Origin of the sequence: Kribbella sp. NPDC023855, from assembly GCF_040639475.1 — a bacterium.
Classification (GTDB): Bacteria; Actinomycetota; Actinomycetes; order Propionibacteriales; family Kribbellaceae; genus Kribbella.
The window spans coordinates 1-15,704 of sequence record NZ_JBFAAA010000012.1 but is presented as its reverse complement, the minus strand read 5'-3'; the positions used below and the strand labels follow the sequence as shown (position 1 = coordinate 15,704).

The window sequence follows — 15,704 nt, the reverse complement described above, 5'->3', positions numbered from 1 at the left end:
GGGCTGGAGGCGGTAAGGCAGGAGGGCGGCAAGGGGCTGGGAGGGGGGCCGGGGCGGCGGGCGGGGCGAAGGGCGGCGCGGTGGGAAGCGGGTAGGGCCGGGCCGGGCGGACCGAAGGGCGGCGCGGCGCGGCTGGGAGGAGGTTAGGCGGGGTCGGCTGGGTCTGGGGGGAATGGGGGGCTGGCTGGGTCGGGTGGGAGGGCCCAGAGTTTTGGTTTGGTGGGGGGTGGGGTTGCGGCTCGTTGTAGGCGGTCGCTCTCGGCGCCTAGGAGACCCAGCAGGATCAGGTCCAGGGTCATTCCGCCTACTGCGGCGAATTGGGTGCCGGCGAATTGGAAGACCTGGGTCACCAGGAGCGACACCAGTACTGCGAGTTCGAACAAGCGGACTGCCCGGGCGCGGTCGCGGGCGCGCAGGCGCAACCAGCCGCGTACGGTGAAAGTCGCTGACAGGAGGCTTCCGCCGGCTACGCCTAGTACCGGGAGGTCTGTCAGTAGTCGGTCGTTGTCGAAGCGGATGCCAGCGGCGATGACGGGCGCACTCAGCGCCTGCACTCCCAGTACTGCGACCGCAATGCGTGGCGCGAGTGGATGCGTCGCCAGCCGGTCGAATCCGCGCTGCAGCGCTCGCCAAGCGGCGTCGATCGGCGCAGCCAGCTCTACCTCGTCCGACGGGCAAGCAGCCAGCAGGCCTCGTGTCTCCAGCCGCCCAGCGACATCCGGTCCGACGGCACGAAGCTGCTTGGCGGCCTGCGCTCGCCGGCGCCGGGAGAGCCCGCCGGCGACGCCCTCGACAGCGTGGTCGACCACGTTGGCCAACTGCTCCCGCTCATCGAAGGGCCGCCGGTTGTTGACGAACCGGGAGCCGAGCACGATCAGCACGAACACGACGTACACGATTGCCGCGGTCGGCTGGTAGAAGTAGTTGTTGTCGGAGGTGACGAACTTGCCGACCTCGTCGATGAACAACCCGAAGCCGACACCGCCCACCAGCGCGGCCGCCGGCCGCACCACCGGGCCGACGTACGACAGCAGTAGGTAGATCGACAGCAGCATCAGTAGGCCGCCCGGCAGGACGTGGGCGATGTGTAGGCCCTTCCCGCCGATCTGCGGGTAGCCGCTCAGCCCGAGAATCAGCCGGGTGATCAGGACGGTCGCAACGCCCGACACCACGAAGGTGGTCAGGTGCTCCCCGGTCCGGACGTTGCGGACCAGACCGGCCCGCAACAAGTACGGCGACCGCTGGTCCGGTCCGGTCATCGCACCAGGGCCGCGATCACCACGATTGCGACCAGTGCCGCTAGTACGACAGAGGTGACGAGCCGTCGGGTCCGGGGGTCCACCGGCCCAGGTTAATCGACCAGCCACCAGTGCCCGACCAGCAGCCCGACCGGCTGGCTCCAGATCAGCCCAGCTTCGGTACTGCGAGGAGGGGTTCCGGGCGGTGTACTCCGCGCGGGCGGTAGCCGAGTACGTCGGAGAAGCCCAAGTAGTCGGACAGTAGCCAGATGATTGCCAGCCACATCTCGGTGCCCTGCAGACCGGGCAGCGCGCGGTCGCCGTTGCCGTCGGGGGCGAACGCGAAACCGGCACCGTCCACCCAGCGGCCAAGGATGGCGGTGAGCATCCGCTCGGCCCATTGGCGGCCCTCGGCGCGACCGAAATCGGTCTGCTTGCCGGCCAGCCAGAGCGGGTGGATGACGTCGAGCACGTTACAGGCGTTGAAGCCGTCGCCGCTGAAAACGCGCTGGTCCTGGGAGTGGGCCAGCAGGGTTCGGACGGCTGCCTCTGGATAAGGCAGAGGCAGTCCGTACTGCGCGTAGGTGCCGCGCGTGAGGCGGTAGAAGCCGTTGACGACCTGGAGCCAGCCGTCGTCTGGATGCGGGGTGCCCCACATGCCGGTCTCTGGGTTGGCTCTTGCGGTCAGCCAGCCCATGAGGGTGAAGAGTTGGGCGGAATCGCCGTGGTCGTTGAGGTTTCGGGCTATTGCGGTGCCGAGGGCATCGATCGCTGCGCCGGCACTCCAGGCGTTTCTTGCCCAGGGCAAGCTATCTAGCTGATTGGTTGCCACGTCGACGCGGATTGGATGCTCGAAGCAACTTCCGAGTAGTTGCAGGGCGTAGCCGACGCACAGGATGTGGTAGCTCGCGGGGCCTTCCAGGACGGATAGGTCATTGGCGTCAGAGGGATTGTCGAGGCCGGCGTCGGCGAGATCGCCTGGCGCGACGAGGCCGGTTGATGGATCTTGGCGAGCTCGCAGGCGGCGTACCAGGTCGTCTACTGAATGCCCTGCCGGAGTACGTCGGAGCAGCAGGTCGGAGAGTTCGATCGCGTCACACCACGGGCGGATCGAAGGCTCACCCCCTGGCTGATCCACAAACCGCTCCCCGTCCCAACACCGCCCCACCACTTCATCCACCTGCTGTCGAGCACGCCCAGCAAACTCCCCAGCCAACCGCTGCAAATCCGTTGCAAGTACCAATGCAGGACCGGACGGTTGGCGGCGGTCTCGGAGTTTTTTGGCTGGGTTGCCGGCTACGACCGACCAGGGGGCTACGGTTTTGGTTACTACTGCGCCGGCGCCGATGATGCTGTGAGGGCCGATGGTGACGCCGTCGAGGATGAGGGCGTTGGAGCCTATCCAGACGTCGTCGCCGACGGTGATGCCGCGTGCGGTGTGGGGCTGGCGGAAGATTGGCTGGTCCGGGGCGGTGCCGTGGTTGAAGGCGAGTAGCGAGGCGTGGGCGCCGATGCGGACGCCGTCGCCCAGGGTTACTTTGCCGCGGACGACCGTGAACGGGTTGATGGTCGAGTCTGCGCCGACGGTCACCTCGCCGGTGACGTAGGCGTGTGCCCCGATGTATGACCGCTCCCCCATCCGCAGGACGTTGCAGAACACCGCGGCGGTCTCGGCGACGAAGGCGTCCGCCGCGAGGTCCGTCTCGCCGGTCAGCTCGCGCTGGCGGTCGGCCTGGCGTTCGCGCTCGGCGTCCGACGCGCCACCGGCGTACTCCCAGGGCAGGAAATCGAGGCGGCTGACAGCAGGGCGCGAACCGGGAGAGGTCATGGGATAACGCTATCCAAGATGTCCACAGGCACGCAGAGCCCAGATATCCGGCCACCCGACGCAGTCAAGAAGACGCTCACCAAGGAGGAGCCTGGCCAGAACGTCAAGCGAGAGTGTCTACGACTGGCCCCAGGTTGCGGACGGCAGGCTGTTGGCGAATCGCGCTGCTAACGTTCGGCCCATGCAGGGAGGGAGCGACGAGATCGCCGGCGAAGATGCCACGAGCAGTGGCGGGCGACGTCGGGTCACGATCAGCGACCTGGCTCGCCGGCTGGACATCTCCAAGGCGTCGGTCTCGTACGCGCTGAACGGCCGGTCCGGGGTCAGCGAGGAGACCCGGCAGCGGGTCCTCAGCCTCGCCGCGGAACTCGGCTTCCACCCGAACTCCGCCGCCGTCGCGCTGTCCGCGAGCCGGACCCGGACGATCGGCATCGTGATCGCCCGCGACCCCGCGCTGATCTCGACCGAGGCGTTCTACATGCGCACCCTGGTCGGCATCGAGCAGTACCTCAACGAGGTCGACTCCTCGCTGCTGCTGCGGCTGACCGGCGAGCAGGGCCAGGATCTCGACGTACTGCGCCGTTGGAGCCGGCAAGGGCGGGTGGACGGGTTCATCCTGTTCGACGAGCACAACGACGACCCGCGGATCCCGTTGCTCAAGGAGCTCGGGGTTCCTTGCGTGGTGGTCAGTTCCAATGCGCCGGACGACGGTGTCGGGCGGCTGATCACGTCGCCGGAGCGCACCGTCACGTTGCTGCTCGACCACCTCGCGGAACTCGGGCACACGGATATCGCCCATGTCAGCGGGCCGTTCCACTTCGTCCACGAGCAACTGCGTGTGCAGTTGCTGCAGGAGCAGGCCAAGCAGCGCGGCATCCGGGTGACCCACTTCGAAGGCAGCTACCGGTACGAGGACGGTGCCGCGATGACGCGCAAGCTGCTGGCGAAGAAGAACCCGCCGACGGCTCTTGTCCTGGGCAACGACCTGATGGCCGTCGCCGCGTTGCGGGTTGCGGTGGAGCTCGGCACCGGAGTACCGGAGGAGTTGTCGATTCTCGCGTGGGACGACTCGCCATTGTGTGAGCTGGCGTTGCCGGGGATCACGGCGGTCGACCAGCAGACGATGGAGCGCGGCCGGATGGCGGCCGACCTGCTGTTCCGGATCGCGGCCGGCGAGTCCGGACTGCACTGGGAGACCCCCGCCGGAGTACTGCGCGCCCGCGACTCCTCCGCCGCGGCGCCCCGCCGTACCGGCTGACGCACCACCCTGCCCCATCAGGTCGTTACCCAACCTTGTGTGATTGTGCATGGGACCGGAGACAGTGCGCCGATAACCTGCAGCACACGGAGGGCACGGTCACGGTGACGTAACGAAGCGGGTGCGACTGAACCGGTTCGGGTTCCCAAGCTTAACCGGTTCGGCCACTATGGGGCGGACCCGCCTCCGCTTCCCTGCCGGAGGCTCGATGGGACGAGGGAGTCCGACGTGAGACTGCGTTCGTTTGTAGCCGCAGCAGCGGTGACCGCCCTGGGAATCAGCCTGGCCGCCTGTGGTGGCAGCGACTCGGGCGACTCTTCCGGCGGCAGTGGTGGAGACCAGACGCTGACCTACTGGGCCAGCAACCAGGGGACCAGCCTGGACAACGACAAGCAGGTCCTGACCCCGGTGCTGGAGAAGTTCACCAAGGACACCGGGATCAAGGTCAACCTCGAGGTGATCGGCTGGAACGACCTGCAGACCCGGATCCAGACCGCGATCACCTCGGGCCAGTCGCCGGACGTGGTCAACATCGGCAACACCTGGGCCGCGTCACTGCAGGCCACCGAGGCGTTCCTGCCGTTCGACGGCGACGCGATGAGCGCGATCGGGGGCAAGGACAAGTTCGTGCCGACGGCTCTGGCGACCGGCGGCAAGGAAGGCACCGACCCGACCTCGGTACCGCTCTACGGCCTGGCCTACGGCCTGTACTACAACAAGGCGATGTTCGCCGCCGCCGGCCTGCAGCCGCCGACGACCTGGGAAGAGATGGTCACCGCCGCGCAGAAGCTGACCAACCCCGCGAAGAAGCAGTGGGGCATGGCGCTGGCGGCCGGCAGCTACACCGAGAACGTGCACTTCGCCTTCATCAACGGCGCGCAGAACGGCGCGGACTGGTTCGATGCCCAGGGCAAGCCGACCTTCACCAGTGACGGCAACGTCCAGGGCGTCCTGCGGTACCTCGACCTGATGCAGAAGGACAAGGTGGCCAACCCGTCGAACGCGCAGTACGACAACGGCACCAAGTCGGTGAACGACTTCGCGACGAAGAAGGTCGCGATGGTGATCAACCAGAACAACGCCGACTCCTCGATCGTTGCCAACGGCATGAAAGCCGGCGAGTACGGCGTCGTCCCGTTCCCGGCTCCGTCCGGTGGCAAGCAGGTGGCCAGCCACGTGGCCGGGATCAACCTGTCGATCTTCAAGAACACCAAGAACAAGGACGCGGCGCTCAAGTTCGTCAAGTACATGACGGACCCGGCGACCCAGACCACGCTGGGCAAGCCGTTCTCCTCGCTGCCCGTGCTGAAGGACGCCAAGCCGGTCTTCACCACCGACGCGGCCGAGGCGGCGACCTTCCAGGACATCTACAACACCAAGTCCAAGCCGCTGCCGCTGGTACCGGCCGAGGACCAGTTCGAGAGCACGGTCGGCAAGGCGATGAACGGCCTGTTCGCCAAGATCGCGACCGGTGGCACGGTCACCGCCGACGAGGTGAAGTCGGTGCTCAAGACCGCCGAGGATCAAGTCGCGGCCGGTAGCTGAGCGGCCGGTAGCTGAGGTGCGAACGGTGGCCCGGCGTACGCCGTCCGGGCCACCCTCGTAGCCGTCGACCCCCGATCCAAGACAGGAGGCGACCGGATGTCCGTCGCCACACAACAGGCCCCCGCGGCGGCCGAACCGGCGGCGCGGAAGAAGCGCGGGCTGGATCGCCGCCCGGGGCTGAGCCGCAAACTTCCCTATCTGCTGCTGGCTCCCGCGGTACTGCTGGAACTGCTGATCCACATCATCCCGATGCTGGTCGGCATCTGGATGAGCTTCGTGAAGCTGACCAAGTTCTTCATCGCGAACTGGTCCGCCGCCCCCTGGGCCGGCTTCAACAACTACCGGGTCGCCGTCGACTTCGACCACGCGGTCGGTGAGGGCCTGCTCAAGTCCTTCGGCGTGACGGTGGCGTTCTCGCTGATCACGCTGGCCATCTCCTGGTGTCTCGGGATGGCCGCCGCCGTCGCACTGCAGCCGGCGTTCCGCGGGCGCAGCGCAGTACGGACGCTGTTCCTGGTGCCGTACGCACTGCCCGCGTACGCCGGCATCCTGACCTGGAACTTCATGCTCCAGCGCGACACCGGCGCGGTGAACCACGTCCTGGTCGACAACCTCGGCCTCACCTCGGACCGGCCGTTCTGGCTGATCGGCAGCAACGCGCTGGTCTCGCTGATCACGGTCGCGGTCTGGAAACTGTGGACGTTCGCCTTCCTGACCCTGATGGCCGGTCTGCAGAGCATTCCGAACGACATCTACGAGGCCGCCTCGGTCGACGGTGCCGGGCTGGTCCGGCAGTGGCGCCACATCACCCTGCCGTCGCTGCGGCCGGTCAACCTGGTGCTCGTGCTGGTGCTGTTCCTGTGGACGTTCAGCGACTTCAACACGCCGTACGTCCTGTTCGGAAACTCGCAGCCGCCCGCGGGTGACCTGATCACCTTCCACATCTACAACGCGTCGTTCCTGACCTGGAACTTCGGCTCCGGCGCGGCGATGTCCGTGCTGCTGCTGATCTTCCTGATGATCGTCACCGGCGCCTACCTGATCGTCACCGGCCGGAGGTCTCGTCGTGCGTGACACCAAGGGGTTCAAGATCTACCGGGCCGTCGTGCTGACGGTCCTCGGCCTGTTCGTCCTGGTCCCGCTCTACGTGATGGCGACCTCGTCGCTGAAACCGCTGAGCGACGTCCAGGGCGCGTTCACCTGGTGGCCGTCCACCATCACCCTCGACCCGTTCGTCGACATGTGGAAGACGGTGCCGCTGGCCCGGTACTTCGTCAACAGCACGATCGTGTCGGTGGTGGCGACGGTCTGCTCGGTCGCGATCGCGATCCTGGCGGCGTTCGCGGTCTCCCGGTTCCGGTTCCGCGGCCGCAGTGTGTTCACCACGACGGTGCTGTCGACGCAGATGTTCCCCGGCGTCCTGTTCCTGCTGCCGTTGTTCCTGATCTTCGTGAACATCAACAACTCCACCGGCCTGCAGCTGGTCGGTACCCGGCTCGGCCTCATCATCACCTACCTCACCTTCAGCCTGCCGTTCTCGATCTGGATGCTCGCCGGGTACTTCGACAGCATCCCGCGCGAGCTGGACGAGGCGGCACTCGTCGACGGGTGCGGACCGATGGGCGCGCTGGCCCGAGTCGTCCTGCCGGCGGCCCGGCCGGGTGTGATCGCGGTGGCGATCTACTCGTTCATGACCGCCTGGGGTGAGGTGCTCTTCGCGTCGGTGATGACCACCGAGGCCAACCGGACGTTGTCGGTGGGGCTGCGCCAGTACTCCACGCAGACCAACATCTACTGGAACCAGATCATGGCTGCCGCCCTGGTGGTCAGCATCCCGGTCGTGATCGGCTTCCTGCTCGCCCAGCGGCACTTCGTCGCCGGCGTCACCGCGGGAGCTGTCAAGTAACAACACAGGGAGCGGAGGCTGTCACCCGGCAGTCTCCGCTCGGGGCAGCCTGCGCCGATCAGTACGTCGATGGGCCGTAGATGTGCACCGAGGTGGAGTAGCTTGCGGCGCTTCTGCCGTTGCCGCGGATGACGACTCCGCTCACACCGTGGCAGGAGAGCCTGAAGCCACCGATCTTGCCGTCCCTCGCAGTACTGGCGCCCTGGTCCGCGTGGCCTGAGTTCTTGGCGGTGAAGGTGACGATCTGCTGCCGGACAGCCGCGTCGGCGATGAACAGCGGCAGCACCCCCGGCAGACCGGCGTTCAGTCGCGTGTAAGCGTCCCGGCCGCCGCGCGGGTAATCCCCTTTGGCACTGGCTCGTCCGGTCACGTCGACGTTGTCGATGTAGTTCTTGTGCCGGTAGTTGCGATCGAGGCCGACCTCCAGGTTGCCCTTCTCGCACTGGATCCCGGTGATCCGGTCCTCTTTGCAGACGAAGCCCCGCTTGCCGAGTTGCTTGACCATCCCGTTCACCGTGAGACCGGGGAAGCAGCCGTTGCAGTCCGCCGGCACCGACGGGGTGGCAGCAGGCTTGCTCGGCTTCGAGGTCGGTGCACCTACGCTCGGCTTGCTCCCGCTGGTGGGCGCTCCGGTCGGCTGGTTCGAGGCGTCGTCCGTGGCGTGGCTCGAGGGCGCCGTGGTGGAGCCGCCCGCGCTGTCGTCCGAGCCGCCGGTGAAGCGGCTGACGATGAAGATCCCGGAGCCGATCACGACCAGGACGACCACCACGCTGAACACGATCAGGAGAGCCTTGTTGCTGCCCTTCGGCGGTGGCGGCGGTGGAGGTGGCGGCGGGTACTGCTGGTACTGCGGGTAGCTGGCCACGGGCGCGATTCTAGGACGCACCGGGCCGGCCAAAATGGTCACTTAGATCGTGCTCTAACTGAACGGTGACCTAACTGAACAGTTTCTCGCCCCAGTACGAGCCCGGCTTGACGCCGGCCGGGCAGGCGAAGATCCCGGAACCGACGTGCCGGATGTACTCGTTCATCACGTCGGAACGGGCCAACTGGTTCTGGATCGGGATGAACTGCTTGCGCGGATCCCGCTGGTAGGCCAGGAAGAACAGGCCCGCGTCCAGCCGGCCGAGACCGTCCGAACCGTCGACGAAGTTGTAGCCGCGGCGGAGCAACTCGGCGCCGTTGTTGAACTGCGGGTGGGCCAGCCGGATGTGGGCTTCCTTGGCGACCTTCAGCTCACCGTCAGCGTTCTTCGCCTCGAAGTCGATCGGGTCGAACTCGTCCGCCTTGCCCAGCGGGGCGCCGGTGCCCTTGCCGCGGCCGACGATCGCCTCCTGCTCACTCAGCGAGGTCCGGTCCCAGGTCTCGATGGTCATCCGGATCCGGCGGGAGACCAGGTACGAACCGCCGACCATCCAGTCCGGACCGTCCTCGGGCTGCACCCACAGCTGCTGCTCGAGTTTCGCGGTGTCCTCCAGCTTCAGGTTGTTGGTGCCGTCCTTGAAGCCGAACAGGTTGCGCGGTGTGGTCTGCGCCCGGGACGTCGACGACGTCCGGCCGAAGCCGAGCTGCGAGTAGCGCACGACAGTGGTCCCGAAACCGATCCGGGCCAGGTTGCGGATCGCGTGCACGGCGACCTGCGGATCGTCCGAGCACGCCTGTACTGCGATGTCGCCGCCGCTGCGGTTCGGGTCCAGGTTGTCGCCGATGAAGTGCGGCAGGTCGACCAGCGCGGCCGGCCGCTTGCCCTTCAGGCCGAACCGTTCGTTGCCCTTGGCATCGACAAAGAAGCTCGGACCGAACCCGATGGTCAGGGTCAGCCGCGCCGGGGGCAGCCCGACCGCCTCGCCGGTGTCCTCCGGTGGGGCCTCGCCCGGGCCGTTCACCGCGCCGTACTGGCCGATGTCGCGGCCGGCCGTCATCAGTGCGGCGGCCGCGGTCCACTCCTTCAGCAAGGCGATCACCGCGTCGCGCTTGTCCGTCGTCACGTCGAAGGTGGCGAAGTGCAGCCGGTCCTGGGCCGGGGTCACGATCCCGGCCTGGTGAGCGCCGTGGAACTCGACCGGGCCGGTGGTGTCGGCGGCATGCGACTCCTCACCAGTCAGGGCCGCATGCGCGGCGTACCCGGCGACGCCGGTGGCGACGGCCGCGCCCGCTGCGCCGAGCAGGCCGCGACGTGAGATTCCCTGTCGGTCGGTCATTTCTTCGCGATCACTCCGGCGACCTTGCTGACCGGCTCGGCCAGCCCGTCCACGACCCGGCCGAGCTCCTTGCGCTCGGCAGCGGTCGGCAGGTACGGCTTGAAGCCGTCACCGACGCGGAACTTGTCCAGCGACGCGTAGACGGTCTTGAAGTTCGTGTCCAGCGTGGCGACCAGGGCGGCGTCCCGCTTCTGCAGGGCCGGCCGGAGCGCCTGGATCGCGGCCTGCGATCCCTGCACGTTGGCCTGGAAGTCCCACAGGTCGGTGTGCGAGTAGCGGTCCTCCTCGCCGGTGATCTTGCCAGTGGCAACCTCGTCGAGCAGCTCCTTGGCGCCGTTGGCCAGCTGCAGCGGGTTGAGCTTCACGACCTTGGCCTTGGCGACCACGGTCTTCACGTCGACCAGCAGCTGGTCGGCGTACTTCTCCATGCCCTTGGTGGTGTTCTTCTCCCACAGAGCCTGCTCGATCCGGTGGTACCCGGTCCACTCGGTGCCCGGCTCGACATCGTTGACCCGGGCATCGATCTTCGGGTCCAGGTCGCCGAACGACTCCGCGACCGGCTCGATCCGCTCCCAGTAGGTCCGCGAGATCGGGAAGAGCTCCTTGGCCTTGGCGACGTCGCCGCCCTTCACCGCGGTGACGAACTCGGTCGTCTTCTGCTCGAGCGCGGTCGCCTGCGAGTTCACGTAGCGCTGGTAGCTCTCGGTCGCCTGCTTCAGCGCGGCGTCCTCGTCGACCTGCGCCGCGGCTTCACCGGTCACGGTCAGGTCGCCACGGATGCCGTCGCCGATCATGCCCGGCTTGCAGACCGCCTGGTACTTGCCGGTCGGCAGCTCCACGATCAGGTCGCGCTTGAGGCCGGGGCCGATGTTCTCGACCTCACCCATCACCCGGTCGCCCTCGGCGTACACGTAGAACTCGGTGACCTTGCTGCCGCCGTTGGAGACGGAGAAGGTGCTGGTCCCGGACTTGACGTCCTTGCGGCTCAGCGAGCACTCGGAGTCGGTCGCCTTGACCGCGACCGGGCCGGTGCCGTCGTCGGAAGCGGCCGGCTTGTCGTCCGCACAACCGGTCAGACCGGCCAGCAGCAGTACTGCGCCGAGGGCGGTGGCCCGGCGGACCGTGATCGTGCTCATGTGGTGTCTCCTGGGACGGGTCGGGCGGTTCATTGGTTCATGCCGCTTCGGTGCGGGCAGTGGTGGGCACCGCGGGCGGCGCCGAGGACTTGACCGGGCGGAAGTAGAGCACCAGCACCGGGACGAGATAGGCCAGCCAGGCGATCGACTCGATCACCGTCGGGGTCGGGTTGAAGTTGAAGATGCCCTTCAGCAGTACGCCGTACCAGCTGTCCGGCGCGATCACGTGGGTGATGTCGAAGGCGAGCGTGTGCAGGCCGGGCAGGATGTTCGCCTCCTGCAGGTCGTGGAAGCCGTACGCGAAGATCCCGGCCGCGACCAGGATCAGCAGGGCGCCGGTCCACTTGAAGAAGACGGCCAGGTTGACCTTCACCGCGCCGCGGTAGATCGCGTAGCCGAGCACGACGGCGGTGCCCAGACCGAGCAGTACGCCGACGAACGGGGTCGCGGTGGTCGCGGTCGCGGCCGAGGCGTAGACGATGAAGGCGGTCTCGATGCCCTCGCGGAAGACCGCCAGGAAGGCCAGCAGGACGACCGCGCGGCTGCCGATCTCGAGCGCCTGGCCCATCCGCTCGCGCAGCTCGCGGGCGATGCTGCGGGACGCCTTGCGCATCCAGAAGATCATCCAGGTGACGAAACCGACCGCGGTGATCGACATCACGCCGCCGATCGTCTCCTGGGTGGTGAACGAGCGCGCGGTCAGCGCGGTGATGAACTGGAGCAGCGCCCAGCCCGCCACCGCGACCCCGACCGCGGCGCCCACACCGATCCAGACCAGTTTGAGCCGGTCCCGATGCCCCGACCTGACCAGGAAGGTGGCGAGAATACTGACCACCAACGATGCCTCGAGTCCTTCGCGAAGACCGATCAGGTAGTTGGCGAGCATGGCGGGGAGCTCCAGGAATTAGGTACGGCTAACCTTCCGAAGGCTAGCCTAAGAATCCCCATTCGCCCACTGTGTCGTACGCCGCACCCTGGCTCGGCCCCTCACCCAGCCGTGAGGAGATCAGTTGAATACTGTCCGCTGTCCAGATCGGCCCCTGGTAGGTGTCGAAAATCCGGACCCAGCGGACCACGTCCATCGGCCGGCGCAGCCGCGCCAGCGTCACGTGCGGGGTGAACTTGCGCCCGTCCACGGTCACACCCGCCTTGTTCGCCGCCGACCGCGCGGTCATCGCCAGGTGCGGCAGCGCCTCCGACTCGTCCCGTACGCCGGTCCACAGCACCCGCGCGTCCGCCACCCCCGGGAAGGCCCCGGCGCCACCCAACTGCAGGTCGAACGGCTTCTGCCGCCCGGCCACCCGCTCCAGCCCGTCGGCCAGATCATCCGTCTTGTACTCCGGTACGTCGCCCAGGAACGCCAAGGTGATGTGCCAGTTCTCGTCAGCCGCCCAGCGGACGTCCTCATCGGGATACTCCCGGCGAGGCTCCACGAACTCCGCCAGATGCTCGACGATCTCCACCGGCGGCACCACCGCCACAAAAAGTCGCATCCTTCGAGGTTAGAGGCCGGTGTCCATCGAATTGGAATCGCTCAGCAGGCCATGGCTGGGAATCAGCAGTCCATCGCGGGGAACGTGTAGCCCTGAGCCACCAAGGTGGCGAGCGCCCGGTCGAGAGCGGCGACGGTCTGGCTGCGGTTGCCGCCGGCATCGTGCATCAGCACCACGCTGCCGTTACGGGCCTGGCTCAGGATGCTGTTCACGATCGCCTTCTGGCCGGGGCGCTGCCAGTCGAGGGTGTCGATGTCCCACAGGACCGGGGTCATCCCGGCGGCCTTGATGTCGGCGCGGACCCGGTCGTTCGCCGCGCCGTACGGGGGCCGGAAGCACTTGGACCGCGGGCCGTCGAAGATCTCGTGGTGGCGCTTGGCGGCCGAGAGCTTGGTCAGCTGCGCGTGCGAGATCGAGTGGTTGCCGATTGAGTTGCCTGCGGCAAGGACCTCGTCGCGGAGCGCGGGATGCGCTTTCTGCATGCTGCCCAGCTGGAAGAACGTTGCGTGGGCGTCGTACTTCGCCAGCACCCGCAGGATCTGCGGCGTCCAGACCGGGTCGGGGCCGTCGTCGAAGGTGAGGAACACCACCTTCTTGCCGGCGGTCACCGCGGTCGGGCTGCCAGTCGCCTTGGTGCTTGGCGGGGTTGCTGTTGCCGGGGTCGCCGTCGTCGCCGCTGTCGCTGTCGGTGCTGGGGTTGCCACGCTGTTCGGCGCGGTGGCGGAGGCGTGGCCCGCCTGCGCCAGGCCGAAAGCGACCACACCGGCGACGACGAAAGCCGCCGAGATCCCGATGCCGGTGTTGATGAAGGCGCCCAGCTTGCCGGACATGACACTCCTTGTAGCTCAGATGTTCCCCGTGGGTGCCCCTCACCGGGGGCGTCACACAATGAGACGCCGCAACTCCCGATCCGGTTGGAAACTCTCCCGATCCGGCCCGCGCGGGCTCACACTGAGACATGGACGAGCGGAACCTCCCATCGCCGTGCGTGGTCGTGCTGGTCGGGCCGGGCGCGGCCGGCAAGTCGACCTGGGCAGCCGAAAGGTTCGCGGCCGAGTTGGTGGTGTCGAGTGATCGCCTGCGCGCGTTGGTGGGAGCGGGCGAAGACGATCTCGCGGCCAGCGCGGACGCGTTCGCGTTGCTGGAGGAGGTGGTCCGGCAGCGGATCGGGCGCCGGCTGACGACGGTGATCGACACGTTGGGGCTGGATCGGGAGCGACGGCTCCGGTGGTTGGGGCTGGCGCGCGATGCGGGGATGCCTTGTGTGGCTGTGGCGTTCGATACTCCGGCTGCTGAGTGCCGTCGGCGCAATCGCGAGCGCAGCAAGGCGATTCCGGCCGACGCGCTCGCGAGTCAGCTCAAGACGTGGGCGGCGGTCAAGAAGGTGCTGCCGGACGAAGGGTTCGACGCAGTACTCGCGCCTGGTGGGATTCGCGTAGTACCGGAGGCGTTTGTCGGGGCTGGGGAGGCGGCTCGGCGGCAGTCGGAGGAGCCGATCGGGTTGCGGTTTGGGCTGCAGTTGAGCAGCTATACGCACAAGGGTGGGCGGGCCACGACGGGGCAGTGGGTGAAGGAGGTCGGGCGCGCGGCCGAGGCGGCTGGGTTCGATGCGATCTATGTGATGGACCACTTCCGGCAGATTCCGCAAGTTGGTCGGGCGTGGGAAGACTTCCTGGAGAGTTGGACGACGCTGGCTTATCTGGCGGCGTGCACCGAGCGGGTGAAGGTGGGGACGCTCGTGACCGGCATCACCTATCGCAACGTCGCTCACCTCGGCAAGATCGCCGCGACGCTCGACGTGCTGAGTGGTGGGCGTGCGGTCTGCGGGTTGGGGCTAGCGTGGTTCGAGCAGGAACACAAGGCGTACGGGTGGGAGTTCCCGTCGGTCAGCGATCGGTACGCGCTGCTGGAGGATGCGTTGCAGTTGCTGCCCGTGATGTGGGGACCAGGCAACAAACCGTGGCGTGGCAAGGTCCTCGACGTACCGGAAACCGCCTGCTACCCAAGGCCTCTCCAGGATCCTCTGCCGATCCTGCTGGGTGGCAGCGGCAAGCGAACGCTACGGCTCGCCGCGCGGTACGCCGACGCCGCAAACGTCTTCGGCGATGTCAGCAAGGTCCGCGAGTACGCCGCCTACCTGACGGCCCACACCCCACCCGATCGCCAGCCACCCCGCCTGACACACCTGTCAACCACACTCATCGGCAAAAACCACCACCACGTCAACGAACTCGTCGCCAACCTCCGCCCCCGCAACCAAAACCCAGCCACCTACGCCAAACACGTCAACGCCGCCACCATCCCCGACCACATAGGCCGCTTCCGAGCCCTAGCAGAAGCCGGCACCACCGAACTCATAATCAGCCTCCCCAACCTCAACGACAACCTCACCCCACTAGAAACCGCAGCCGAGGTAATCGCCGCCTTCCGCTAACCGACACTGCGGCTTGCCGAACAAGACACCGACATGGACCGGAGCTCCCCGAGAGCCAGGTAGCAACTGCTGCGCAGAGCGAATCACCGCCGCATCCGTACCGCTACGTGGCAACACCGCCGCGTTCCCAGCAGCGCGACGGGTAGCAGCCGCATCGCACCCCAGGAGAGGCTGCCCGCCACATAGCAACGCCGACACGTCCGCCACGGTGGTGCAGACCGGCGCCGAGAGCAACCACTCCTGGGCGGGCTTGAGACCGGCCATTTGGCCGTCGGCTTGAGCGGGTCCGCCATCGACCTATCGCGCCGTCAGCTCCGCGCCCGTCGTCTCTGGGTTTCGCATGTGCCGTTCACAACCGCGCTGCGTCGGGGCCCAACAACCGGTCCTGCGCAACCCTGTCCGGGGCAAGGAGCCGTTGCTGCACGTGTGTCAGCCAACATGATGCAGTCGCCCAGCCAGCGCCATAGCCGAGCCGCAGACGCCCGCGAGCTGCATGCAATCTCACCGCTGCCGTACCCCGAACCCACCCGCACCCCCGCTGCCCACCGCAACCCGCAGCAAGCGGGGGACTGTCTGTTGCTCTTGTCTGTTGCTCTTGTCTGTTGCTCTTGTCTGTTGCTCTTGTCTGTTGCTCTTGTCTGTTGCTCTTGTCTGTTGCTCTTGTC

13 protein-coding genes are annotated in these 15,704 nt (G+C 67.3%); 5 read left to right on the top strand and 8 right to left on the bottom strand.

Translation table 11 applies throughout. The features are described 5' to 3' along the window. Positions 1-143 precede the first annotated feature (143 nt). Complete coding sequence (locus AB0F51_RS31605) at positions 144-1,259, bottom strand: hypothetical protein (protein ID WP_360285748.1); 1,116 nt, start codon at positions 1,257-1,259, stop codon at positions 144-146. Positions 1,260-1,404: 145 nt separating this feature from the next. After that, positions 1,405-3,066, bottom strand: a complete 1,662-nt coding sequence (locus AB0F51_RS31600) for an acyltransferase (RefSeq protein WP_360285746.1) — start codon at positions 3,064-3,066, stop codon at positions 1,405-1,407. Between the two features lie 181 nt (positions 3,067-3,247). On the opposite strand from AB0F51_RS31600, the gene AB0F51_RS31595 reads away from it, so the two are divergent. The 4 genes from AB0F51_RS31595 to AB0F51_RS31580 all read left to right on the top strand — a co-directional run bounded on the left by AB0F51_RS31595 (position 3,248) and on the right by AB0F51_RS31580 (position 7,775). Continuing rightward, complete coding sequence (locus AB0F51_RS31595) at positions 3,248-4,324, top strand: LacI family DNA-binding transcriptional regulator (RefSeq protein WP_360285745.1); 1,077 nt, start codon at positions 3,248-3,250, stop codon at positions 4,322-4,324. Between the two features lie 228 nt (positions 4,325-4,552). Beyond that, the gene (locus AB0F51_RS31590) at positions 4,553-5,869 is read left to right on the top strand and encodes a sugar ABC transporter substrate-binding protein (RefSeq protein ID WP_360285744.1); all 1,317 of its coding nucleotides are present in this window, start codon (positions 4,553-4,555) and stop codon (positions 5,867-5,869) included. 96 nt (positions 5,870-5,965) lie between these two features. Further along, on the top strand, positions 5,966-6,943 hold the full coding sequence (locus tag AB0F51_RS31585; protein ID WP_360285742.1) for a sugar ABC transporter permease: 978 nt from the start codon (positions 5,966-5,968) through the stop codon (positions 6,941-6,943). Beyond that, a complete protein-coding gene (locus AB0F51_RS31580) occupies positions 6,936-7,775 on the top strand; it encodes a carbohydrate ABC transporter permease (protein ID WP_360285740.1) in 840 nt (279 codons plus the stop codon). The genes AB0F51_RS31585 and AB0F51_RS31580 overlap by 8 nt, the downstream gene beginning before the upstream one ends. Positions 7,776-7,833: 58 nt before the next feature. Here AB0F51_RS31580 and AB0F51_RS31575 read toward each other — a convergent pair whose 3' ends face one another. The 6 genes from AB0F51_RS31575 to AB0F51_RS31550 all read right to left on the bottom strand — a co-directional run bounded on the left by AB0F51_RS31575 (position 7,834) and on the right by AB0F51_RS31550 (position 13,435). Next, positions 7,834-8,640, bottom strand: a complete 807-nt coding sequence (locus tag AB0F51_RS31575; protein ID WP_360285738.1) for a hypothetical protein — start codon at positions 8,638-8,640, stop codon at positions 7,834-7,836. A gap of 70 nt (positions 8,641-8,710) precedes the next feature. After that, positions 8,711-9,976 (bottom strand): iron uptake transporter deferrochelatase/peroxidase subunit, encoded by a 1,266-nt coding sequence (gene efeB / locus AB0F51_RS31570; protein WP_360285736.1) that lies wholly within the window; start codon positions 9,974-9,976, stop codon positions 8,711-8,713. After that, positions 9,973-11,112 carry an iron uptake system protein EfeO gene (efeO, locus tag AB0F51_RS31565; protein WP_360285733.1) on the bottom strand — a complete coding sequence of 380 codons (1,140 nt, stop codon included), beginning with the start codon at positions 11,110-11,112 and terminating at the stop codon, positions 9,973-9,975. Before efeO ends, efeB begins: the two co-directional genes overlap by 4 nt. A gap of 37 nt (positions 11,113-11,149) precedes the next feature. After that, the gene (gene efeU / locus AB0F51_RS31560; RefSeq protein WP_360285731.1) at positions 11,150-11,998 is read right to left on the bottom strand and encodes an iron uptake transporter permease EfeU; all 849 of its coding nucleotides are present in this window, start codon (positions 11,996-11,998) and stop codon (positions 11,150-11,152) included. A gap of 43 nt (positions 11,999-12,041) precedes the next feature. Further along, positions 12,042-12,605 carry an RNA 2',3'-cyclic phosphodiesterase gene (gene thpR, locus AB0F51_RS31555; RefSeq protein ID WP_360285729.1) on the bottom strand — a complete coding sequence of 188 codons (564 nt, stop codon included), beginning with the start codon at positions 12,603-12,605 and terminating at the stop codon, positions 12,042-12,044. Positions 12,606-12,667: 62 nt separating this feature from the next. Next, positions 12,668-13,435, bottom strand: a complete 768-nt coding sequence (locus tag AB0F51_RS31550) for a polysaccharide deacetylase family protein (RefSeq protein WP_360285727.1) — start codon at positions 13,433-13,435, stop codon at positions 12,668-12,670. A gap of 128 nt (positions 13,436-13,563) precedes the next feature. On the opposite strand from AB0F51_RS31550, the gene AB0F51_RS31545 reads away from it, so the two are divergent. Next, positions 13,564-15,039: an LLM class flavin-dependent oxidoreductase gene (locus AB0F51_RS31545; protein ID WP_360285725.1), complete on the top strand. Its 1,476-nt coding sequence runs from the start codon at positions 13,564-13,566 to the stop codon at positions 15,037-15,039. The last annotated feature ends 665 nt before the right edge of the window (positions 15,040-15,704 follow it).